The sequence below is a fragment of the Maridesulfovibrio sp. genome (genome assembly GCF_965230075.1).
Taxonomy (GTDB): domain Bacteria; phylum Desulfobacterota; class Desulfovibrionia; order Desulfovibrionales; family Desulfovibrionaceae; genus Maridesulfovibrio.
This window is the reverse complement of the sequence record NZ_OZ245945.1, coordinates 2,799,383-2,821,519: the sequence shown is the minus strand read 5'-3', so window position 1 is coordinate 2,821,519 and position 22,137 is coordinate 2,799,383. Positions and strand designations below refer to the sequence as shown.

The following is a 22,137-nucleotide window of genomic DNA, read 5'->3' as shown; positions in this document are numbered from 1 at the left end:
AATGTAAACGAAGGGCATGTCGGTATTCGGCATGCCTTTTCGGCTGATTATTAGACAGGAATTATAAGGAGTAATTTTAAATGCGTAGAATTCTTTTTGCAGTACTAGTGCTGGTTTTTGCTTTTCAGACCCCGGCTTTCGCCGCTCCTCAGAAGATAGCAGTTGCTTCCATGGCCAAACTGATCAAAGATTCTGAAATCGGTCAGGATGCCCAGAAAAAAATGGAAAAGAAATTTGCGACTGCAAAAACACAGCTTGAAACCAAACAGAAAGAGCTGGAAAGCCTTAAACAATCCCTGCAGAAGCAGAGCCTTGTTCTTTCTCTCGAGGCAAAGCAGGACAAAGAACTTGAGTTCAAGCGTAAAGTAAGGGATTTTCAGGACCTCACTCAGGCGACCCAGCGTAAAATGCAGATCGAGCAGAAAAAGGTTGGAACTCCTGTCCTCCAGCTTCTTGAAAAGGTTGTAAATGAGTACGGTAAAAAGAATGGTTACACCGCCATCTACGACAAGAAATCTTCTGGTTTTCTCTACGTTGATGAGACTATCGATATTACCAACCAGCTGATGCTTGAAATGAACCGTGCTTTCAGAGCAGGCAAAAAGTAGGGCTTATGCTACTTTCAGAACTTGCAGGTCTTATCGGCCTTAAGATGGCTGGGAAGGATAAGGAGATTTCAGGCCTGAATACGCTTGATTTGGCCGGACCTACCGAGTTGTCTTTTTTGGCTAATGCAAAGTATGAATCTGCGCTTGCGGTTACAAAAGCCGGAGCCGTAGTGCTTGAGGAAAAGTACGCCGATCAGGTTGAATCCGCACTTATCAGCGAGAATCCCTATATGGATTTGGCTAAGGCAATGCATGTCTTTGCTCGTCCTCAGGGATGTCTGGAAGGAATCCACGAGCTAGCTTTTATTCATCCTGAAGCTGATGTTGACGATAGCGCAACTGTTTATCCTTTTACCTTCGTAGGCAAAGGAGCTAAAATAGGTCCCAATTGCAAAATCTTTGCAGGGGCTTATATCGGCGAAGATGTTGTGCTTGGGCCGGGATGTATCATCTATCCTAATTGTTCCATTATGGCCGGTACCGTTATCGGAATCGGAGGCATTGTTCAGCCTGGAGCAGTTATCGGTGGCGATGGTTTCGGCTATGCTCAGGTTTCCGGAAAGCATATGAAAATTCCCCAGATTGGAACTGTTGAACTTCAGGATCAGGTGGAAATCGGAGCTAATGCCTGTGTTGATAGGGCTGCTCTTGATGTCACCAGAATCGGTGCCGGTTCCAAGATCGACAATCTTGTACAGATCGCGCATAACGTAACAACCGGCGAAGATTGCCTTGTGATTTCGCAGTCCGGTGTTGCGGGCAGCACTAAGCTTGGTAAGGGCGTTGTCCTTGCTGCTCAGGCTGGTCTTGTGGATAACATCAAGATCGGTGACGGTGCAGTTATCGGTGCACAGGCCGGGGTTACCAATGATGTTCCGGCCGGATTTATGGGAGCCGGCTCCCCGTTGCTTGAAAAGGGCAATTTTTTGAGATCTTCAATTTATCATCGTAAACTGCCTGATATGGCAAAGAAAATGTCTGCGTTGGAAAAGCGTATCAAGGCATTGGAAGCAGAATTAAGCAAGGAAGATTAAAGTGAGTAATTCAACTCCTGATATTATCGATATTAAAGAGATCATGGGGATGCTTCCCCATCGTTACCCTTTTTTGCTCGTCGACCGCGTGGAAGAGATCAAACCCGGCGAGTCCATCAGGGCATATAAGAACGTAACCATGAATGAGCCTTTTTTTCAGGGGCACTTCCCCGGCCTGCCGGTTATGCCCGGTGTGCTCATTGTGGAAGCACTTGCTCAGGCAGGTGGAATTATCGTTCTCAGCACTGATGAAGTTGATACTGAGGATAAAGTATTTTTGTTCACCGGAATCAATAAGGTCAAATTCCGTAGGCCCGTTGTTCCCGGAGACAAGCTTGTACTCGAAATCAGCGATGTTAAACGCAAAATGAATATCTGGAAAATGAAATGTGTTGCAACTGTTGATGGTGAAGTCGCCGCTCAGGGTGAAGTCTCCGCAGCAATTGTTGACAAGGAGTCCTTGTAGTGGCTACCGAAATTCATCCCTCAGCCGTCGTCGATTCAGGTGCACAGCTGGGAGAAAATGTTAAGATTGGTCCTTTCTGCTATATTGAAGGGAACACCATTATCGGTGATAACTGCACTCTTGACGCGAATGTCCACATCAAGCCATTTACCCGCATGGGAAAGGGAAACACCCTTGACAGCGGGGTTGTACTCGGCGGTCTGCCTCAGCACCTCGGTTTTAAGGGGGAGGAGACCTGGGTAGAGCTCGGCGATAACAATAGCCTGCGTGAATATGTGTCAATACACCGTGCTACCGGTCTTGATATCGGTCGTGAAAATACTGTAATCGGCAGCAACTGCATGCTTATGGCCTACACACATGTGGCCCATGATTGTGTTCTCGGTGACCATGTAATCATGGCCAGTTCTGCTAAGCTTGCCGGTCACATTGAAGTGGGTAACCATGTTACAATCGGTGGTATGTCTGGTATTCATCAGTTTGTGCGTATTGGTGATTATGCTTTTGTGGGGGCCATGGCCGGTTTTGGACAGGATATTCCTCCATATATGATTGCTACCGGTGTTCGTGGTGAATTGCATGGGCCAAACTCTATCGGTTTGAGAAGAAGCGGTTTTAAAGCCAAGACCTGTAATGCCCTTAAAAAGGCTTACAAGCTTATTTTCCGCTCTGAAATGTCCCGTCCGGACGCTTTGGCTGCTGCTGAGAAAGAGTTTGCGGAAATCCCGGAAGTATTGAACCTCGTAGAATTTATCCGTTCCAGCAAACGAGGTGTAGCCCCTGCTGGTCACGGTTCTAAATAAGATGACAAATAATTCTGAGACAATAGGTCTTATAGCCGGAGGGGGGCAATTCCCCCTTCTGGTTGCAAAAGGAGCCGCAGCACAGGGAAATCGTGTTGTGGCTGTTTTTTTTAAAGGCCATTCAAATTTTGAAGTCAGTCAATATACTGATGATTCTGTTGAGCTAAAGCTTGGTCAGCTTAATAAGCTGATTTCTTTTTTCAAGAACAACGGCGTCACTAAGGTCGTCATGGCCGGGACCATTAACAAGCCCAAGGCTCTTGATATCCGACCTGATTTCCGTGCTGCCAAGCTTTTGTTCAAACTGGCTACCAAGGGTGATGATGTTCTTCTCCGGGCCATTACCGGTGAGTTTGAGGCTGAAGGCATGGAAGTTGTCGGTCCTCATGAATATGCACCGGAGTTGCTTACTCCTGCAGGTTTTCTGACCAAGCGCAAGCCAAATGAGGGTGAGGTCGACGATCTTGTTTTCGGATGGAAAATTGCTCGTGACCTGGGCAGGCTTGATATTGGTCAGTGTGTTGTTGTTCGAGAAGGCGTTGTGGCCGCTGTTGAAGCTATTGAAGGAACTGACGCCGCAGTTAAGCGCGGATGCGAGCTTGGCGGTAAGGGCTGTTGTATTATTAAAGTATTCAAGCCCGGTCAGGAAAAACGGGTTGATATGCCTTCAATCGGCCTTAAAACCATTCAGGGCATGAAGGATTTGGGTGCTACTTGTTTGGGAGTTGAAGCCGGGAAAAGTCTTTTTTTTGATCTTGATAAATCCATTAAATTTGCAGAGAAGCATGGAATTACCATTATCGGGTTGAATCAAGAGTTGATTGATAAAGAATTATCTCAAGAATAATTGAACTCCTCTTTTTATCTATTATTATCAATAGGGATATGGTGGATATTGGGAGGAGTTTTTGTTTATGCTGGCTAACAAGTTTATATCATTCATTGTTTCTCTGCTTGTGATTAGTTTTTGCCGTGTTGCAAAAGCACAAGCCGATAGTGAAATATACTGGCCTTATTTTAATATTCCTCCCCTCAGCATATCTCATGAAGATGGCCGCTTTACAGGTATAGGTCCGGAGCTCGGGACTTTGCTGCAAGCGCAGATGCCTGAATACGGGCATCGCATAATTGCCGCTTCGCCTCTCAAGATTTTTCAGTCTGTGCGGGAAGGGCGTCACTGGATTCTTACTGGTGTGCTTAAAAATCCTATCCGGGAAAAATCTCTCTACTATTCAGAGTTACCATGCAGGATGACTTGGACTATTCTGGCTGTTCTTCGCAAAGGAGACAGGAAATATCTTACTTCAAAAGATTTATTTCGGGCTGAAGCTGCTCTAAGAGATCCTAAATACCGGTTCGGGTATGTGAAAGGGATAGACTATGGTGACTTGGATTCTTTGGTTTTCAATCATGTTCATAGCCAAGCACTGTCTTTTTCATCAAATGATTTTGAAAAGTTGATGGAATTATTGACCTTGAAGCGGATTGATTTCTTTTTTGCCGGCCCGCTAATTGCCGATTTTATTTTAAAGGATTCCAAGTTTTCAGAACAGATCGAGATTGTATCTTGCCTTGAGGTACCGATTAATCCAATTTACGGATATTATGCTGTTCCCAGAACTGATTGGGGCCGCAAGGTCATTGCTGAAATTGATTCAGCCTTAGAGAGTGTTATTCGATCCGGGGAGCACAAGAAATTGTTGCAGCGATGGACACCGCAGCAATTTAGAGAATTTTTTGAACGTGATTACAAGGCCGGGTTTGAAGATCCTCTGGTTGAAGATTAAAAAAGGCACCGCCCATAAAGACGGTGCCTTTTCTTTGTTATGCTTTGCCGCAGCAGGAGCCGGGTACGCATCCTTTCGATGATGGGTTGGCCCCGCAACATCCTGTGCCGGTGGCATCCGGAATATTCGGTGTGTCCTTACCGGTCAGGGATGATGTTGATGACATGAGTTTTTCCCCGGCATCCTTTCCACAGGACGGACATGGTCCTGGGACACTTCCGGCACTCGCAATTTCTTCGTATACGTTACCGCATTCACGGCATTTATATTCGTAAATAGGCATGTTCTAAATTTATTCGGCGAAAATGTTTTCAGGAATATAGGGATGTGTGCCTTCGATGACTTCACATCCGGCTTTGGCCTTTATCTTTTTGAGCAAAATGTCCTTGTGGGGACAGTGCATGGTTATGCATGGGGCAACATAAACTTTGTTCGGAACTTCGTCCATTGGCGCGTTCCAGAGCTTCATGTGAGCCATTCTGGTCACGATACCGCTACCGGGGCAGCCTCCGCAGCCGACGATGGCGGTAAGCTCTGCATCATCCGCACAGTTTTCGAATTCACCTGCACGACGGTTGAAACCGACCATACAGCGTGAACAACCGATACAGATATCGTCCATTGCCTGACTGCATCCGAGAATGACAATCTTTTCCTTACCCATGCTTACTCTCCTTTAAAGGTTTGCTTCCATTGTATTCCAGATGGCTTCGATCTTTTTCCCCATGCCGTCCGGATCGTATTCAACTGCGGATTGTCCCGCCAGTTGGGCCTTTGAAAAAATGGTGTCGTAGGGCAGTTCGCCTGCAAGAAGGATTTCTTTTTCCGCACAGAATGATTTGATTTCATTTTCCTGCTCGGCGTTGATTCCGCATTTATTGATGATTGCCATGGAAGGAATCTTGAAATGCTCGGTCAACTTATGAACCCTTTTCAGGTCATGCACCGCGGAAATAGTCGGCTCAGCGACAAATACGGCCAAGTCTGCGTTGGTCAGAGATGCAATTACCGGGCAGCCTACGCCGGGAGAACCATCCACCAGTACCAGTTCAGCGCCCAGCTCTTCCCCGACTTCTGCTGAAGCATTGCGGACGGTGGTAACCAGTTTGCCGGAATTCTCTTCGCCGATGCCCAGCTCCGCATGGATCATCTGGCCGAAGCGGGTTTCGGAACGAAACCACTGACCGCATAGTCTGGGAGCTGTGGAGACTGCCTCAACCGGGCAGACATAGGAACAGACGCCACAGCCTTCGCATTTTTCCGGCATTATGGTGAAGTCTTTAGATATGGCGTCAAACTTACAATGCTCGGCACAGAGACCGCACTGGGTGCAGAGGTCGGGATTGATCTCCGGGCGTTCGCCGCTGAAAAAGTCGTGCGTGTCTCTGATCTCAGGGTGCAGAATCAGGTGCAGGTCTGCTGCATCAACATCACAGTCCGCGAGTACTTTTTTAGGGCCGAGAGAGGCAAGGCCGGAAACAACACTGGTTTTTCCGGTGCCGCCTTTTCCGCTTATAACTACTAACTGTTTCATTCTATTGTGCTCCGCTCACGTGTTCTTGGATGGAAGACCAGATCTTTGCGAATTCGTCTTTGAATCCGGGGATGTTTTCGTAGAGCAGGTTGCCCTCGGAATATCTGGAAGCGGCTTCTCGGCTATGCGGAAGTGATCCGAGTAGGGGGACGTTCTTTTCTGCAAGATATTTTTCCACCCGGTCATCTCCCATTCCGGCTCGGTTAATAACTACACCGCAGGGCATATTCAGGGTCTGCATGAGTTGTACTGCTAGATTAAGGTCGTGCAGGCCGAAGGGAGTAGGTTCGGTTACCAGTACTACAAAATCTGTATCATCAATGGATTCCACCACCGGGCAGGATGTTCCGGGGGGACAGTCCAGAATGTTAATCTCTGCCCGGGGGGAAATATCTTTAACTGCCTTGATCAGCGGCGGTGACATTGCTTCACCTATGCGCAGCAGCCCTCTTGAGAAATCGATGTTGCCGGCTTTACCTGTAGAAGTTGTACCGATCAAGCGTTTACCATCGCTGATGGCGTCAGCAGGGCAGGCCAGTTCACAGAGTCCGCAACCGTGGCAGAGTTCTGAAAAGCTGAGTACGGAATCCACCATCCAGATAAGGGATTTAAAGCGGCAAAGCTCAATACATTTTTTACATGATTCGCCTATGCACTTTTCTTCATCAATGGCTGGAACAGGCAGGAATTCGTCTTTTTCCTCACTGAGTTCCGGATTCAGGAAAAAATGGGCATTAGGTTCTTCCACATCACAGTCAGTGAAGCTTACACTTTTGCCCAGAGATTCAAGGTAGGCTGCAAAGTTGACGGCAACAGTGGTTTTCCCGGTGCCGCCCTTGCCGCTGGCAATTGCTATTTTCATATCAGATCCTTAAAAATGGTTCCAAGATCAATGTCTTGGAACCATTTAATTATTTATTCATTTCGGCTCTAAGTCTTTGGTTCTCGGCTTCAAGGCCGGCAATACGTCTCTCAAGATCGCTTGCATACTGGTCCGGGCCGAAGCCCTGATTCTGCATGCGTTGGCAGGAGCCGTCCCGACGTCTTAATCCGAGACCTTGGCCGCGTCCGGCTCCCATACCGCGTCCCATTCCGGGCCCCATGTTTGCATTCTGTCTGAAGCCTACGCCTCTTCCTCTGGACATTCCGGCTCCGCAAGGACCAAGTCCCCGACCAGCCCTTTGGGAGCTATTGTTATTTCTGTTGGTAAATGGCATTGTTTGCTCCTCAGTTTAAGTTGTTGTCGTTTTGTGATTAGCAACAGCCGTGCCTTGGTGGTAAGTAATATAAATTCAGTATGTTATTGCGCGGCAGAAATAGTTTCATGTTGATGTATGGGCTAAAAATCAGCCCTTTTTTCGCGATAGTGGGAGCAAAATTAGCCCAGTCTTTTTTAGGTTGGGAAAGGTATAGTTATGAGAACTCATTTGGATTGCCTGCCATGTTTTTTGAAAATGGCGCTTGCAGGGATCAGGGAGACCTGCCCCGGTCAGGAAGATATTCACGAAAAAGTTGTAAAGCATTGGGCTGCCGGTTTTGCTTCAGCCGATTTGAGCGAGTCGCCGCCTTCTTTGGCTGGAAGGCTGTTTCGAGAGGTTGCAGAATACGTGGGCGAAGTTGATATTTTTAAAACCCAAAAGGAAGAAGCCAATAAGCGGGTTTTGGAACTTTTGCCGGAAGTACAAGCCAAAGTGCTCGGTAGCGAAGAGCCGTTGCTGGCGGCCATGGGTGTTTCCATTATCGGCAACTATATGGATTGCGCGGTTATGGGCGAATATGACTGGGAAGCTGAGCTTGAAAATCTTGAGCACGGCCTTGATCAGGATGCTTTTGGAAAATTTCTTTCTGAGGTGCGGGAGCACAAATCTTTATTGGTTCTCGGAGACAATGCTGGGGAAATTGGGCTGGATACCATCTTAACCGGATTGTTGCGCGATGAAGGGATCAATGTGACCTATGCTGTGCGTGGTAAGAATATTCTCAATGATGCCACAGTGGTAGATGCAAAGGTTGTCGGTATGACCGATTTGTGCGAAGTGGTCACCTCCGGTGTGGATACCCCCGGAACGGTGCTTAACCGTTGCAGTCCGGAATTCCGCGCCCGTCTTGATGAGTCTCCTGTGGTTTTGAGTAAAGGGCAGGGGAACTTTGAATCCCTTTGGGGTGTCAGACCGGATGTTTACTATGCTTTCAAAGTAAAGTGTCCGGTTGTGGCAGATGTTACCGGGCATCCCATGAAGACTTCGCTGTTCTGTCAGGAAAAATAATTTGTGTTAGGGGAGTCCGTTACACTGGATTTCCCTTACCTTTTACCAAGTAATAACGTATTAGTTTGGGGGCGGGGCAAATTTTTATATACAGGTGCTGGCAGTGTTGTTGCGGGTAAAAAAACTTTTTTGGATTCTGTTTCTCCTTTTTGACCTCTGCCTTCTGGCAGCGGTGGTTGGTGGCGTATACTATATTGAATCTGATGAACCGCGTATTGCTCTTGAAAATTTTCTCAGCGAGAAGCTTGAGCGCGAAGTCCGTTTTCATGAAAATTTCAATCTGATTTTTTATCCCTGGCTGGGCGTGGATACCGGCCCGGTAACTGTTTCAGCTCCTGCAGATTCAGCCTATCCCCATCAACTCACTGTTAAAGATATCGATTTCAAGGTTCGCTTGATTCCCCTGCTTAGCGGCGATTTGGAAGTCGATACAATCATTGTGGATTCTCCTTCACTTCATGTGGACCGCCTCAAAGACGGTTCGCTCAACCTGCCCCTTATCGGCTCTGCTGACAGTGCGGAAAGTGATAATGCCGGAGTCAGATATTTTGACAGTATCAGTGTGCGCGGGGTCAGTGTTTTAAACGCGACCTGTTCATACACTGATATGGGTAGCGGGAATTCATTCACTGTTTCCGGTGTTAATGTGCGTACCGGCCTGCTGCGTAAAGATACCCCGTTGGCATTTGATCTCAGTGCCATGCTTGATGCCGACCTGTTCAATCTCAGAGCCAAGGCTGATCTTAAGGGATTGCTGGATTTTTCCGTGCAGAAAAAAGAGGTTTCTCTTTCCGAGACTTCCCTTTCAGTGAAGGTTGAGAGTGATGAGTTGCTTGGTAAAGGCGAGGTTGTGGAAGGGATTGCTTCTCTTGATTTTAATCTTGTTGAGGGCATGATTGATGTAAAGGGGCTGGTCCTTCAGGGGGCCGGGGTGCGTTTGAGTGGGGCGGCAAACTGTACTGATATCTACCATGCGCCTGATTTTAAGGGGTCCCTTAAGTCTACCCGCTTTGATCCCAAGAAAGTTTTTTCCAGATTTACGCCCATTCCCATTCCAGCAGAATTCAAAGACATTTTGAATGTTGCTTCCTTTGAGATGAATTTCCACTCCACATTGAAGAAGACCGAACTTTCCCGCATGGTTCTGGCGGTGGATAAGACAATCATTAAAGGAGATTTCTCGCTCAAAGATTACCGCAGTCCATGGCTCGAGTTTGATGTCCATGCCGATTCCGTGATCTTTGATCCTTATGCGAAGCTTTTGGATCTTGAGAAAAAAATCAACGGCAACGGCACGATAAGTAAATCTAATCCCAAGCCGCGAAAGAATCCTTTACGCAATATGGTCATTGCCGATCTGGTCAAGAAGATTCCCTGTAATGGAAAAGTCCAGTTGGATCGTTTTGTTTATGACGGTATTAATTTAGCGGATGTGAAGCTGGCTGTTTCACCGGGGCCGAAAGTTGCCAGTCTGAGTATTGGCAAAGGGTCTTATCTGGACGGTGATTTCGGCTTGTCCGTTGATCTGGCTTTTGATCAGCGGCGCGAAAAGGATGAGCTTTACCTGAAAGGCGAAGGTGCTGTTTCGCCGTTCTCGCTTGCGCGTATACCGCTAAAGGTCGATGGTTTAAAATTTCATGCCGGCAGGGCTGCACTTAAGCTGAATTACCTGCGTTCCAACGGTCGCACTCCCGGTGAACTGGTCCGTAATCTCAAGCTTGATTCCAATTTTGAGGGCAATGGTGTTGTGGTTGATATGGGCTTCAAAGGCGTGCCTGATGAATTGAAAAAAGTGCGGGTTAAGCGTGCCGGATTATCACTGAAATTCGAACCCTTGGCCGGAGATATTCCGAAGGATTTGGTGGGCCGTAAGGTTGACCTGAAACTGTCCGGTTCTTTTCTGGAGCCGCAGGGTGCATTCAAGGGACGTTTCAATGGCGGATTGCTGTGCAGCAGGTTTGATCCGGCAAATGTTGAAATCCGGGATGGTAAGCTTGAATTTTCCATTGGCGGCAAGGGGGTCCCAGTTATCAAGAAAGACCTGTCCCTTGTTGTTTCCGGCAGTGGAGCAATGAAATCAGGCGATCTGAAGCTGAATAGTTTTGCCCTGAAGAGCGGTAAAATGAATCTGCATGGCAATGTTGATGCCCGCAGGCTGCGCAGTGAAACAGCCTCTGCAAAAGGAGTGCTTAAACTTCCTAAGGTTGCCTGCTCGGAGTTTTTCGATCTTTTCGGGGTCGATAAGCCGGAAACGCAGGACCCTGATGCTTTTGAGTCTGTTTCGCTCGATTCTTCCTTTCAGCTTAACGGTGAGAACCTTACCTTTCGGGTAAACAAGGCCAGCCTTGATGAAGCAGAAGCTGAGGCAACTTTTCAGGTGAGTGATTTCAAAAAACCGTTCCTGAATTTTGTCATCAAAGGGGACAGGGTGGATGTAGACCGTTTTCTGCCTCCGGATATAATGGGTGCCCAACCTGAGAAGGGAAGTAAGGAAAGCGGGTTCAAGGAAGTTCAGAATTTCAAATTCCCGGAATGGCAGTTCCCGGACAAATTGCTCGGGGCTATTAATGCCAGCGGAAAAGTTGAGTGTAATTATTTCCGTATTTTTGATTTTGCAGGCAGTCGTCTAAGTGCGGATGTGGATATGAAAGATCAGGTCATCGGCATCCACAATATGAAGGGCAATTTCCACGAAGGAAATCTGGCCGGAAAGCTTGATCTTGGCCTGAAGAACGGCAAGGTGTCACTGGACACAGATATAGAGGTCCGTAAATTTCAGGCAGGATTGTTCTTTGCTGATTACGTGGGCCGTGATTGCGTGAAAGGTATTACGGATGCTTCCCTCAAATTAAGTGGGCATTCCACTGCCAATATTGACTTTGTGGATACCATGACCGGGGGACTGGCCTTTAAGATAGTTGACGGTTCTTATCTTTTCGTTGCCACAGCGGAAAAAGATATCAAGGAGAAGAAGGCTCCCAGCCCGACCCGTTTTTCCATTATGTCCGGTACGGTAAACGGCAAGGATGGGAAATTTCATGTAGGTAATTATTTGTTGAAAACGGATTACCTGACCGCGACAGCAAAGGGCGGATTCAGCTTTCCTGATGACTCAATTAACCTGCAGGTCAATGCGGACATCATTAAGTTGCCTAACCTGTACCTGAAGTTGGTAAATGCCTTCCTTGATGCCATGACTGGAGTCAATGTTGCTGTGACCGGAAAGCTCAGTGACCCCAAGGTTGAGGTAAAGGGCCTTGAGCGTTGGGGGGATGTGCTTAACGATGTGCTTGGTCTTCCGGAGCAGTCTTTTATGTTTTTCAGGAAGCTTATATTCTGATATGGTTCAACAAAATTGATATTTGCGTAGTGATGTTTCCAGTTATTTATTCATAATCCAGCAGGGGGACGCGATGACCGGTGGAAACGTTGGAAAACGGATTTCCGAGTTTTTCCTGAATGATATTTGGGATTGGAGCTCTTCCCATGTCAGCGGCCCTATTAAGATGCTGCATACTTTGGCTCGGGTGGGATATCTCGTGACAGTTGGATTTCTTAAAGATCAGTGCATCATCCGTGCTTCCGCACTTACATTCACCACCATGCTTTCCATCGTTCCGTTCCTTGCGGTGGCTTTCTCGTTGATGAAAGGGATGGGTTTTCAGGATTCCAGTTATATTCATGAGATGTTGCTTAAAGTTTCTGCCGGAAGGGAAGAGGTTGTCGGCAAGATTCTTGAGTACGTGGACAATACCAATGTTCAGACTCTCGGTTGGATCGGGGTGGCAACTTTGCTTTTCACCGTACTCTCCACTGTAGGTACAGTAGAAAAGGCATTTAATATTATCTGGAAGGTCAGGCACGGCCGTACATTCTGGCGTAAGTTTACAGATTTTTTTTCGGTGATCTTCATTTGCCCGGTGGCGGTTATTGTTGCCACCAGTGTCAGTGTTTCCATAAAAAAACAGGCTGTACTGCAACAGTTTGAAAGTATTTACGGTGTTTCGGAGTTGGAAGGATTTTTGATCAATCTGACTCCTCTGATTCTTATCTGGCTTTCTTTCACATTTATTTACGCATTCATGCCCAACACCAGGGTACGGATTACCAGTGCCTTAGCAGGTGGTATTGTGGCCGGTACAGTCTGGCAGATGGCCCAATGGGCTTATATCAACTGGCAGATCGGGGTCACCAAGTACAATGCTATTTATGGCAGCTTTGCTCAGTTACCGCTTTTTCTGGTCTGGCTTTATGCAAGTTGGGTTATTGTCCTGCTCGGCTCGGAAATCAGCTACGCGGTGCAGAATGTGATGCTCTATCGGCAGCAGAAATTTATGCCCGATGCCGGAGTTGAAGACATGCAGAAGTTCTCCTTGCTGGCCTTGAGTTTGATGGCCCTGCGCTTTGAGCGTTCTGAACATCCTTATGAACTGGAAGAACTTGCCGGGGAGATTGGCGTCCCGGTCCGCTTCATTTCTCCGCTACTGGATAAGTTTGTGGAAAACGGAGTTCTAGTCAAAGGTGATGATGATGGTAATGAGATATATACCTTTGCTGTTTCCCCCCAGAAGCTGACCATGTTGCAGGTGATGGGCATTCTTTCCGGTTCAGGTCAGGGGGCCAGTTCTGCGGTTGATAATCCGGGAATGCTTTTTGTTTCTAAAATGATTGATGATATTAAGACGGTTATTCGTGAAAGCGGATGTGATGTGTCTCTTTCCGAGTGTGCAGAAAATATGGACAAGTATTTGCAAAAGCTGCCTGCCGCACCTGAGGATACCTAATTATGAAATTTTCCGGTATTAACCTTCTGGATGAACTTGAACGTGCTGAATTTGAAGATATTCGTAGTGTTTTCGGTGAACGCAGATTTAAAAAAGGCGCCATCATATTTGCCCCTGATACTGAGGATGATCTTGTCTTCATAGTCGCAAAAGGGCGGGTGCGCATCTATCTTGCCTACGAATCCAAGGAGTTCACCCTCGGAATTCTCGGACCCGGCGATCTTTATTCCACCCATGCCGGATGTTTTGTGCAGGCTTATGAGGATGGTAAACTGCTGACTACCGATGTGCAGTCGGTTAAGCGTTGTATGGCTGATATCCCCTTGTTCAACCGGACTATGGTTCGGGTTTTGGGCAAGATTCTGCAGAATTCTTTTTCCGTAATTGATGGACTGGTTTTTAAAGACATCAACTCTCGTCTCTGCGCTTATCTGTACAAAGAAGCCTCTCAGTACGGGAAATCAGTAGATGGTGGAATAGAGATTAACCTTAATCTGACCACAGAACAGCTTTCCACTCTTCTCGGTGCTACCCGTCAGACCGTATCTACCTTACTCAACAATCTCACCCGCGAAGGAATCCTTGTCCGAAATGACCGTTCTCATTGGATTGTTGCAGATCTTGAGCAACTGAAGTCGCTTGCTGAAAATTAATCTATTTTTAAATTCTTTATTGTGCGATTATTGCGGTAGTATATTTTCCTGAAAATATACTTCTTTTGTCGGCTACCCGACAAACAGATTGTTTCCGACTTGTTACATTAGTTTAACAGGAATGGTTCGGGAGCGAGCAGTTTTATGCTCCCGGCAAAACAGGGAGGATAGGTTAATGGCGAAAGAACCCCGTCCGGCTGAAGAGCTGACAATATGGGATGATGCCCGTGCAATGATCAATAAGGCTCGTGCCGAGGGCATTGAAACTGTGCATGAAAGACTGCAGCAGCAGACTCCGCACTGTAAATTTTGCGAGCTTGGAACAAGCTGCCGTATCTGTACCATGGGGCCTTGTAAGATTACCCCGAAATCCCCGCGTGGTGTGTGCGGCGCTGATGCGGATGTAGTGGTGGCAAGGAATTTCGGACGTTTTGTTACTGGTGGAGCAGCAGGGCATTCTGATCATGGTCGTGATCTGATTGAGGTGTTGGAAGCGATCGTTGAGGGTGAAACCAAGGACTACAAAATTACCGATGAGGAAAAACTGCGCCGTATTTCCGCAGAAATCGGTATTGAAACTGAAGGGCGAGACATCATTGATATTGCCCGTGACGCTATGGAATGTTTTTTTGCCGACTTCGGCAGCCGTAAAAAACAGGTTTCTTTCCTGTCTCGCGTCCCTCAGAAGCGCAAGGATATTTGGGAAAAACTGGGTGTTACCCCGCGCGGTGTTGACCGTGAAATTGCTGAGATGATGCATCGCACCCATATGGGTTGTGATAACGATGCGCCCAACACCCTTCTTCATGCGGCCCGGACTTCGCTGGCTGATGGCTGGGGCGGTTCCATGATCGGTACCGAGCTTTCAGATGTTATTTTCGGAACCCCGACCCCCTCCATGTCGCAGGCCAACCTCGGAGTTATCAAGGAAGACAAAGTCAATATTCTTGTGCACGGCCACAATCCCGTGGTTTCAGAGATGATCCTGGCTGCTTCTCGTGACCCTGAAATTGTTGCTGAAGCCAAGGCTGCCGGTGCAGCAGGTATCAACATCGCAGGGCTGTGCTGTACCGGTAACGAGCTGCTCATGCGTAAGGGGATTCCCATGGCCGGGAACCATCTCATGACCGAACTGGCAATTCTGACCGGAGCAGTTGAGGCTGTGGTTGTGGATTACCAGTGTATCATGCCAAGTCTGGTGCAGATTTCAGGTTGTTATCATACCAGATTCATCGATACCGCAGCCAAGGCCCGTTTCACCGGGGCAACCCATTTTGATATTCATCCCCACAACGCTTACGAGCAGGCTTGTGGGATCGTACGTTTGGCTGTGGAAGCCTATTCCGCGCGTGACGCTTCGCGTGTGGATATTCCGTGCGAGCCTGTGGAGATTATGACCGGATTTTCCAATGAGGCGGTCATCTCTGCACTGGGCGGCTCCCTTGATCCGCTGGTGCAGGCCATTGCCGCAGGTGACATTCGTGGTGCTGTGGGGATTGTCGGTTGTAACAACCCCAAGTTCCAGCAGGATTCCATGAACGTGGGCCTTGCCAAGGAATTGATCAAGAAAGATATTCTTGTGCTGGTTACCGGATGTGTAACCACTGCGGCAGGTAAGGCCGGATTACTGGTGCCCGATGCCATTGAAATGGCCGGTCCGGGACTTAAGAAGGTTTGTGGAGCGTTGGGAATTCCGCCGGTACTGCATTACGGTTCCTGCGTTGATAACGCGCGCATCCTGCAACTTTGTGCTGCTCTTGCCGATGCCCTGAATGTGGATATCAGCGATCTGCCTGTGGGAGCATCCTCACCAGAGTGGTATTCTGAAAAGGCTGCTGCCATCGGTCTTTACGCCGTATCCAGTGGGATTTACACCCATCTCGGACATCCGCCGAATATACTTGGTTCTGAAACTGTGACTAATATTGCGGTCTCTGGTCTTGAGGATCTGGTCGGTGCTTCCTTCGTCATTGAGCCGGACCCGGTCAAGGCAGCTGATCTTTTTGATGAAAGGATCAAGGCCAAGCGTAAAGGTCTTGGTTTGAGTGAGTAGAGGGTAGAGTATGAAGCTGGCATTTGCAGGCAAAGGCGGTGTAGGCAAGACTTCCATAACTTCATGGATGGCTGACTGGATGGCCCGGAGCGGACAGAACGTCTGGATGATTGATGCAGATACAGCATTGTCTCTGGGGCAGGCTTCCGGGCTGGACAGTAATGATCTTCCCGAGCCTGTTTCTTCAAGGAATGATCTAGTCAGGGAACGGATTCACGAGGAAGGTTTCCTCAATCTTAATCCGGAGGTCGGTGATCTCCCGGAAGAACTTGCGGTGGAACTTCCGCTTCATGAAGAGCCTTTTCCCGGTGTTGAACCGGGTAAGAAAAGGTTGCTGGTCATGGGCGGACTTTCTAATGCCGGGGGCGGTTGCGCTTGTGATGCCAACGCCTTGCTCAAAGCTCTGCTTGCCCACATTGTCATGGACAGTGATGATTGTGTACTGGTTGATCTCGAAGCCGGGGTAGAGCACCTCGGGCGTGGGACTGCCATGCACGTGGATGGATTGGTAGTGGTTAGTGAACCCTCCATGCGCAGTTTTCAGACTGCCTCGGAAGTGGGCCGTATGGCCGCGGAGTTGGGACTTGATAATCAGGTACTGGTTATTAACCGCTATCTTGGTGGCGAGCCTCCAGAGCTTGAGCATCTGCCGGATAGGCGGTTTACCATGCCACAGCTGTCCGGGCTGGTTGAGCGGCAGATGTCAGATGGTAATGTGCTTAATCTCCCTGAATCTGTTGAAATTGATGCGATAATGGAAAAGATAGTTAATTCATTAAAATGATGTTGGTTAATTAGAAAATAAAAGGCCTTCCATGGTGTACATGGAAGGCCTTTTTGCTATTTCATGTATAGCCGTTCACTCTTTATGGTTTTTTCTTTATAGGTATAATCGATTGTTTTTCTGAAAATTCATAAATTGTTTTTGGGTTAATTCTTTTTTCATGGAGTAAGTTGTGGAACGGAAATTTTATAAAGAAGTTCTTGAATCACTCACTGACGGAGTTTATTTCACTAATCTGGATCGCAAAGTTACCTATTGGAATAAAGCGGCAGAACGTTTGAGCGGTTATTCGGCAACAGAAGTTGTAGGTAAGAGTTGTGCTGATAATGTTTTAAGGCATGTAGATGAAAATGGAATAGAGCTGTGTATCGAGGGGTGTCCGCTTGCTGCAACTATGGAAGATGGCGAAATCCGTGAAACCAATGTTTTTATGCATCATAAGTTCGGGCACCGGGTACCTGTCTTTGTCCGGGCGTCGCCTATGAGGGATGAAAATGGACAGATTGTCGGAGCTGTAGAGGTCTTTACGGATAACAGCAAAAATCTGGATATGCTCCGAGAGATGGAAGAGCTTAGAAAAGAAGTCCTGACCGATCAGCTGACGAAAGTCGGCAACCGCCGCTATGCTTCAATCATCATGGAGAGGCTTGAAGATTCCCTGCAAAAGGAGGATGTGTCTTTCGGTGTACTCTTTGTGGATCTGGATCATTTTAAGAATGTAAATGACACCTGGGGCCACCACGTGGGGGATTTAGTGCTTCAGATGGCTGCAAAAACACTGAAGGCAGCCTTGAGGCCTCTTGATGTTGTATGCCGATGGGGCGGGGAAGAATTTGTAATTCTTATTCCAAATATTGAATCGGAAGGTTTGGCCGTACTAGCCGAAAGAGTACGTATGCTGGTTGAGAATTCGTGGGTGGACCACGAAGGCGAGCGTATTTCGGTCACAGCGTCATTTGGCGGAGCTGTTGCCGAACAAGGCGAAGTAGCTGAATCTGTTGTAGACAGGGCGGATAAGCAGGTTTATTTGAGCAAGGAGTCAGGCAGGAACTGTATCCATATTGGCGGCGTTAAAGTTTAAGCCACAGGAGTATTAAATTTAAAAAGACCTTCCGGAATTCCCGGAAGGTCTTTTTTTTATTTTACTATTCTGAATTCTTCATAGCCCCGCCAAGTTCATAGTATATTGTCTTGGCTACTTCCAGTAGTACAAATGGGGCGGCACGGAAGTTGGTCCACCATTTATCAGGGGTAATTTCATAAGGTGTTCCGACCACTATTACTTTTACATCAGGGGGCAGGATTTCGCGGAAAATGATTCCGGCACGGCGGGTATGCATAGGCGAGGTCACCAGTATGATGGATTTGATTTGTGGTGGTAGTTTTGCCTTCAGCTTTTCAGCTTCATCAAGAGTACTGATGTTGGCTTTGCCGAAAAAATCAATCTTGTCCGCAGGCACACCTTTTTTCAGCAGCACATCGCGGAATAATTCCCATTGGTAAGGGAAGTATATATCCAGCTCGCGTACAGCTTCGATTTCTGGAGTAACCACTGGCTTGCTGGCCAGAATTAACGGTGCGTAGCCCTTATTATACAGATCGGCAGCGTAGACCGGGCGGTAGTAGTGCCCTCCCAGAACCACGATGGCGTCGGCTTTTTCAAGTCCGTCCTCTTGCTGAAGCAGGACCGGGGCAAAGAAAAAGAGCACTGCCGATGCCAGCATTCCGGCAACGGTCAGTGCTCCAGTCAGCGTTAATAACGGTCTGACAATTTTCATTATTTGACCGGCGATTCGTAAACCGCTTCGTATTTTTTGCGCAGGTCGGCAAAAGTCCCTTTTTCAATGGCATCCCGTGCTTCCTCGGTTAGTTTAAGGAAGAAGCGCAGGTTGTGGATAGAGTTCAACTGGCTGGAGAGCAGTTCCTTGGCTGTGTACAGGTGACGCAAATAGGCCTTGCTGAAATTGCGGCAGGTGTAGCAGTCACAGTTGGGATCCAGCGGGGAATCATCTTCACGGTACTGGGCACGTTTGATGTTTACCTTGCCGAGGCTTGTATACAGGGTGCCGTTACGGGCGTTTCGTGTGGGCAGCACGCAGTCGAACATGTCCACACCGTTGGCGATACCTTCGAGGATATCCAGTGGAGTTCCTACGCCCATGAGATAGCGGGGTTTCTCTTCTGGCAGCTTGGGACCGATGTGCTGCAGAATGTCGTACATGTCCGGAATGGGCTCCCCGACGCTTAAGCCGCCGATAGCGAATCCTTCAAAGGGGATTTCACGGAGCTGCTCAAGGGAGATTTCGCGCAGGTCCTTGTGGAATCCGCCCTGTACGATACCGAACATGAGCTGGTCGCCGGAACCTACGGGGTAGGCGTCGCGACAACGCTTAGCCCAGCGGGTGGTCATTTCAAGGGATTTTGCAGTGTAGTCGCGGTCATGACCGTAGCCCACACACTCGTCCAGAACCATCATGATGTCGGAGCCGATGTTATTCTGGATGGAAATGACTTTTTCCGGGGAAAAGAAATGTTTTGATCCGTCAATATAGGAACGGAATTCCACGCCCTGTTCAGTTATCTTGCGGATGGATTCAAGGCTGAAAACCTGAAATCCGCCACTGTCGGTGAGGATGGGCTTGTCCCAGTTTGCGAATTTGTGCAGACCGCCACGGCGAGCGATTAATTCATCTCCGGGACGCAGGTAGAGGTGGTAAGTGTTACCAAGAATAATCTGGGAGTTGATTTCTTTCAGATCACGCTGGGAAACAGCCTTAACAGCCCCCTGTGTTCCAACAGGCATGTAGACCGGAGTCTGGATTTCACCATGGGCGGTTACAAGGGTTCCGCGGCGGGCATGGCCGTCGGTGGCATGTACGGTAAAGGTTCCGGGTTTCTTTTTTTCTTCACTCATTATTTTTTCTCAATTCCGTTTTGAGGGCAAATATCGTTAAGTTCGCAGATGTCGCATTTGGGGCTTCTGGCAGAGCAGATCTCACGTCCATAGAGGACGAGGACGTGGTTTGCATCACCCCAGTTTTCGCGTTTGAAAAGCGGCATCAGGTCTTTTTCAATGACATTGGGATTGGTGCTTTCGGTTAAGCCCATCCTGAATGAAAGCCGTTTCACATGGGTATCCACCGCAACTCCCTCGTGAACGTTCATGGCGTTGGAAAGCACGATGTTGGCAGTCTTGCGGGCCACTCCGGGAAGTTTAATCATATCTTTCATGGTCCGGGGCATTTCACCGCTGAATTCATTCATGACTACTTCTGCTGCACCTTTCAGGTTCTTGGCTTTGTTGCGGAAAAGTCCGGTGGAGCGGATCACTTCTTCAATGTCCGCCACATCCGCCTTGTTCATTTCCGCAGGACCGGGCCAGCGCCTGAAAAGTTCGGGGGTAACCTTGTTGACCCTGACGTCCGTGCACTGGGCGGCAAGAGCAGTGGCAACCATCAGTTCCCATGCGTTTGACCAGTCCAATTCTGGTTCCGGGTTCGGATACCTTTTGATCAGGCGGTCATATATGACGGTTGCTCTTTGCAGAGTTTTTTTATCTGGGCTTTTCAATTTCATAATGTCTGCTGTGGGCTATCATTTCTTTTTATAACTTACAATCATCGAATATGTTGCCAACAGCCTGATAAATGTTGCCGTTCATGTCAATTCATGTATCATTTAATGCAAATCCAAATTGGAGGAATAGAAAATGAAAATAGCATTAAGTCTGATAGTTGCGGCTCTTTTTACTATTTCCGGTCTTGGTTTATCTGTATCCGGTGCTGCAGACGGCTCCAGCCTCGTTTTCGCCAAGTGTACTTCTTGCCACAGTCTGAAACGTGTCTGTCGGGGATTGGGCAAAAAAGATCTCGCTGCATGGGAGAAAACCAATCAGCGTATGGCTGAAATGGGGATGACCATTACAGCTGACGAACTGGATGCAATCAGTAATTATCTTGCAAGCGCCAAGCCCGGTGAGAGTCCTGTCTGCCAATAGGAGGTCTTATGGCCATAATGCTGGTTTATATTACCACTGGTGATGTAGAAGAAGCACGTGAGATTGGCGGAGAGCTGATTATGCGTCATCTGGCCGCCTGTGTGAACATCTTCGAGAAAATGGAATCCATGTATTGGTGGGAAGGGAAGCTGGAACGTTCCGAGGAAGCTGTACTTCTTGCCAAGACTCCCCCGGAACTGGTGGAAAAACTGATCCAGACGGTAAAGAATATTCATAGCTATGACTGTCCTGCAATTGTTGCTATTGAGTCAAAACAGGGCAATGATGAATTTTTTGAATGGGTGAAGAGCCATACTGGCTAGCCTGTTTGTTGACTTTACTATTAAAGAAAGCATACTCTCATCCGCGCAAACCGGGTGGGAGTATGTTTTTTTATTTTTCGCCCGAATCATATTTTAAGGAGTTCAAAAAAATGCAGATATTGGTTTCCGGTTCTTTGGCCTATGACAGAATTATGAGTTTTCCCGGCAGCTTCGCCGATCATATCCTGCCCGACAAAATTCACATGCTTAACGTGTGTTTCTTGGTGGACGGCCTTGATGAACGTTTCGGCGGCACAGCCGGAAACATTGCTTACGCTCTTTCCATGCTCGATGAAAAGCCCGTAATCCTTGGTACCGCCGGTAAAGATTTTGACGGCTATGAAAAATGGTTGGACGATAATAAAATCACTCGTGAAGGCATCAAACGCGTGGATGATGAGTTCACAGCCGGTGCCTATATTACCACTGATAAATCTGACAACCAGATTACCGGATTCAATCCCGGCGCAATGAAATACGGTTGCGATTACGATTTTTCCACAGTGAATCCCGCAGACGCCCTCGCAATTGTTTCCCCCGGTAACCTTGATGACATGCAGAATTTCCCCAAGGTTTACCGTGAAAAAGGTGTTCCTTTTATCTATGATCCGGGTCAGAACATCCCCGCATTCAGCGGTGAACAGCTGCTGGAAATGATCGGCGGTTGCAAGATTCTTGTTTCCAATGACTATGAGCTGGAAATGATCATGAAGTCCACAGGCAAGACCCGTGACGAGCTCATGGAAATCTGCGATTCCATCATCGTAACTCTTGGCGAGCACGGTTGCCTTGTTGTTGAAAAAGAAGGTGAAACCAAGGTTCCCGCTGCCAAGGCTGAAGTAGTGGAAGATCCTACCGGAGCAGGTGATGCTTTTCGCGCAGGTCTGATCAAAGGTCTCGCCATGGGCAAGACTCTTGTTGAAGCCGCCCACGTAGGTGCTGTCAGCGCGGTTTACTGCGTTGAAAAGCTCGGTACTCAGGAGCACTCCTATACTGAGGAAGAATTCTGGGGTCGTTACGAGAAAAACTTCGGTAAACTTTAAT

General features: G+C 47.8%; 24 protein-coding genes. 16 read left to right on the top strand and 8 right to left on the bottom strand.

Features of this window, described 5'->3' with window-relative positions; genetic code table 11:
* Positions 1–80 precede the first annotated feature (80 nt).
* The 6 genes from ACO05Z_RS12890 to ACO05Z_RS12865 all read left to right on the top strand — a co-directional run bounded on the left by ACO05Z_RS12890 (position 81) and on the right by ACO05Z_RS12865 (position 4,698).
* Positions 81–608: an OmpH family outer membrane protein gene (locus ACO05Z_RS12890; RefSeq protein WP_421902592.1), complete on the top strand. Its 528-nt coding sequence runs from the start codon at positions 81–83 to the stop codon at positions 606–608.
* Between the two features lie 5 nt (positions 609–613).
* On the top strand, positions 614–1,642 hold the full coding sequence (lpxD, locus tag ACO05Z_RS12885) for a UDP-3-O-(3-hydroxymyristoyl)glucosamine N-acyltransferase (RefSeq protein ID WP_421902591.1): 1,029 nt from the start codon (positions 614–616) through the stop codon (positions 1,640–1,642).
* Between the two features lies 1 nt (position 1,643).
* Positions 1,644–2,108 carry a 3-hydroxyacyl-ACP dehydratase FabZ gene (fabZ, locus tag ACO05Z_RS12880; protein ID WP_421902590.1) on the top strand — a complete coding sequence of 155 codons (465 nt, stop codon included), beginning with the start codon at positions 1,644–1,646 and terminating at the stop codon, positions 2,106–2,108.
* Positions 2,108–2,911 (top strand): acyl-ACP--UDP-N-acetylglucosamine O-acyltransferase, encoded by an 804-nt coding sequence (gene lpxA, locus ACO05Z_RS12875; protein ID WP_421902589.1) that lies wholly within the window; start codon positions 2,108–2,110, stop codon positions 2,909–2,911. The genes fabZ and lpxA overlap by 1 nt, the downstream gene beginning before the upstream one ends.
* 1 nt (position 2,912) lies before the next feature.
* Complete coding sequence (locus ACO05Z_RS12870; protein WP_421902588.1) at positions 2,913–3,758, top strand: LpxI family protein; 846 nt, start codon at positions 2,913–2,915, stop codon at positions 3,756–3,758.
* Between the two features lie 67 nt (positions 3,759–3,825).
* Positions 3,826–4,698 carry a transporter substrate-binding domain-containing protein gene (locus tag ACO05Z_RS12865; protein WP_421902586.1) on the top strand — a complete coding sequence of 291 codons (873 nt, stop codon included), beginning with the start codon at positions 3,826–3,828 and terminating at the stop codon, positions 4,696–4,698.
* 37 nt (positions 4,699–4,735) lie between these two features.
* Here ACO05Z_RS12865 and ACO05Z_RS12860 read toward each other — a convergent pair whose 3' ends face one another.
* From ACO05Z_RS12860 to ACO05Z_RS12840, 5 genes are read right to left on the bottom strand one after another with little or no spacing between them, the layout of a single operon-like run.
* Positions 4,736–4,981: an FmdB family zinc ribbon protein gene (locus tag ACO05Z_RS12860; protein ID WP_421902585.1), complete on the bottom strand. Its 246-nt coding sequence runs from the start codon at positions 4,979–4,981 to the stop codon at positions 4,736–4,738.
* Positions 4,982–4,990: 9 nt separating this feature from the next.
* Positions 4,991–5,362, bottom strand: a complete 372-nt coding sequence (locus ACO05Z_RS12855; protein ID WP_421902584.1) for a CGGC domain-containing protein — start codon at positions 5,360–5,362, stop codon at positions 4,991–4,993.
* A 12-nt stretch (positions 5,363–5,374) separates the two neighbouring features.
* Positions 5,375–6,232: an ATP-binding protein gene (locus tag ACO05Z_RS12850; RefSeq protein ID WP_421902583.1), complete on the bottom strand. Its 858-nt coding sequence runs from the start codon at positions 6,230–6,232 to the stop codon at positions 5,375–5,377.
* 1 nt (position 6,233) lies between these two features.
* Positions 6,234–7,094, bottom strand: a complete 861-nt coding sequence (locus tag ACO05Z_RS12845) for a P-loop NTPase (protein ID WP_421902582.1) — start codon at positions 7,092–7,094, stop codon at positions 6,234–6,236.
* Between the two features lie 49 nt (positions 7,095–7,143).
* Complete coding sequence (locus ACO05Z_RS12840) at positions 7,144–7,377, bottom strand: hypothetical protein (RefSeq protein ID WP_421902581.1); 234 nt, start codon at positions 7,375–7,377, stop codon at positions 7,144–7,146.
* Positions 7,378–7,647: 270 nt separating this feature from the next.
* On the opposite strand from ACO05Z_RS12840, the gene ACO05Z_RS12835 reads away from it, so the two are divergent.
* The 7 genes from ACO05Z_RS12835 (at position 7,648) to ACO05Z_RS12805 (ending at position 17,854) form a co-directional block, all read left to right on the top strand.
* A complete protein-coding gene (locus tag ACO05Z_RS12835; protein ID WP_421902580.1) occupies positions 7,648–8,499 on the top strand; it encodes a damage-control phosphatase ARMT1 family protein in 852 nt (283 codons plus the stop codon).
* A 103-nt stretch (positions 8,500–8,602) separates the two neighbouring features.
* Positions 8,603–11,839 carry an AsmA family protein gene (locus ACO05Z_RS12830; protein WP_421902579.1) on the top strand — a complete coding sequence of 1,079 codons (3,237 nt, stop codon included), beginning with the start codon at positions 8,603–8,605 and terminating at the stop codon, positions 11,837–11,839.
* Between the two features lie 73 nt (positions 11,840–11,912).
* Positions 11,913–13,283, top strand: a complete 1,371-nt coding sequence (locus ACO05Z_RS12825) for a YihY/virulence factor BrkB family protein (protein ID WP_421902578.1) — start codon at positions 11,913–11,915, stop codon at positions 13,281–13,283.
* A 2-nt stretch (positions 13,284–13,285) separates the two neighbouring features.
* On the top strand, positions 13,286–13,936 hold the full coding sequence (locus tag ACO05Z_RS12820; RefSeq protein ID WP_421902577.1) for a Crp/Fnr family transcriptional regulator: 651 nt from the start codon (positions 13,286–13,288) through the stop codon (positions 13,934–13,936).
* Positions 13,937–14,111: 175 nt separating this feature from the next.
* On the top strand, positions 14,112–15,989 hold the full coding sequence (gene cooS / locus ACO05Z_RS12815) for an anaerobic carbon-monoxide dehydrogenase catalytic subunit (RefSeq protein ID WP_421902576.1): 1,878 nt from the start codon (positions 14,112–14,114) through the stop codon (positions 15,987–15,989).
* A gap of 10 nt (positions 15,990–15,999) precedes the next feature.
* Positions 16,000–16,773, top strand: a complete 774-nt coding sequence (locus ACO05Z_RS12810) for an ArsA-related P-loop ATPase (RefSeq protein ID WP_421902575.1) — start codon at positions 16,000–16,002, stop codon at positions 16,771–16,773.
* A gap of 172 nt (positions 16,774–16,945) precedes the next feature.
* Positions 16,946–17,854, top strand: coding sequence for a diguanylate cyclase (locus ACO05Z_RS12805; RefSeq protein ID WP_421902574.1), 909 nt, complete (start codon positions 16,946–16,948; stop codon positions 17,852–17,854).
* 64 nt (positions 17,855–17,918) lie between these two features.
* Here ACO05Z_RS12805 and ACO05Z_RS12800 read toward each other — a convergent pair whose 3' ends face one another.
* From ACO05Z_RS12800 to nth, 3 genes are read right to left on the bottom strand one after another with little or no spacing between them, the layout of a single operon-like run.
* Positions 17,919–18,551: a YdcF family protein gene (locus ACO05Z_RS12800; protein ID WP_421902573.1), complete on the bottom strand. Its 633-nt coding sequence runs from the start codon at positions 18,549–18,551 to the stop codon at positions 17,919–17,921.
* The gene (gene tgt, locus ACO05Z_RS12795; protein ID WP_421902572.1) at positions 18,551–19,687 is read right to left on the bottom strand and encodes a tRNA guanosine(34) transglycosylase Tgt; all 1,137 of its coding nucleotides are present in this window, start codon (positions 19,685–19,687) and stop codon (positions 18,551–18,553) included. The genes ACO05Z_RS12800 and tgt overlap by 1 nt, the downstream gene beginning before the upstream one ends.
* Positions 19,687–20,349 carry an endonuclease III gene (gene nth / locus ACO05Z_RS12790; protein ID WP_421902571.1) on the bottom strand — a complete coding sequence of 221 codons (663 nt, stop codon included), beginning with the start codon at positions 20,347–20,349 and terminating at the stop codon, positions 19,687–19,689. The genes tgt and nth overlap by 1 nt, the downstream gene beginning before the upstream one ends.
* A 133-nt stretch (positions 20,350–20,482) precedes the next feature.
* Between nth and ACO05Z_RS12785 the strand changes: the two genes are divergently transcribed.
* The 3 genes from ACO05Z_RS12785 to ACO05Z_RS12775 all read left to right on the top strand — a co-directional run bounded on the left by ACO05Z_RS12785 (position 20,483) and on the right by ACO05Z_RS12775 (position 22,136).
* Positions 20,483–20,770 (top strand): c-type cytochrome, encoded by a 288-nt coding sequence (locus ACO05Z_RS12785; RefSeq protein WP_421902570.1) that lies wholly within the window; start codon positions 20,483–20,485, stop codon positions 20,768–20,770.
* 8 nt (positions 20,771–20,778) lie between these two features.
* Entirely contained in the window at positions 20,779–21,093 is a 315-nt protein-coding gene (cutA, locus tag ACO05Z_RS12780; RefSeq protein WP_421902569.1) for a divalent-cation tolerance protein CutA, read from the top strand.
* A gap of 110 nt (positions 21,094–21,203) precedes the next feature.
* Positions 21,204–22,136: a carbohydrate kinase family protein gene (locus ACO05Z_RS12775; protein WP_421902568.1), complete on the top strand. Its 933-nt coding sequence runs from the start codon at positions 21,204–21,206 to the stop codon at positions 22,134–22,136.
* Position 22,137 lies beyond the last annotated feature (1 nt).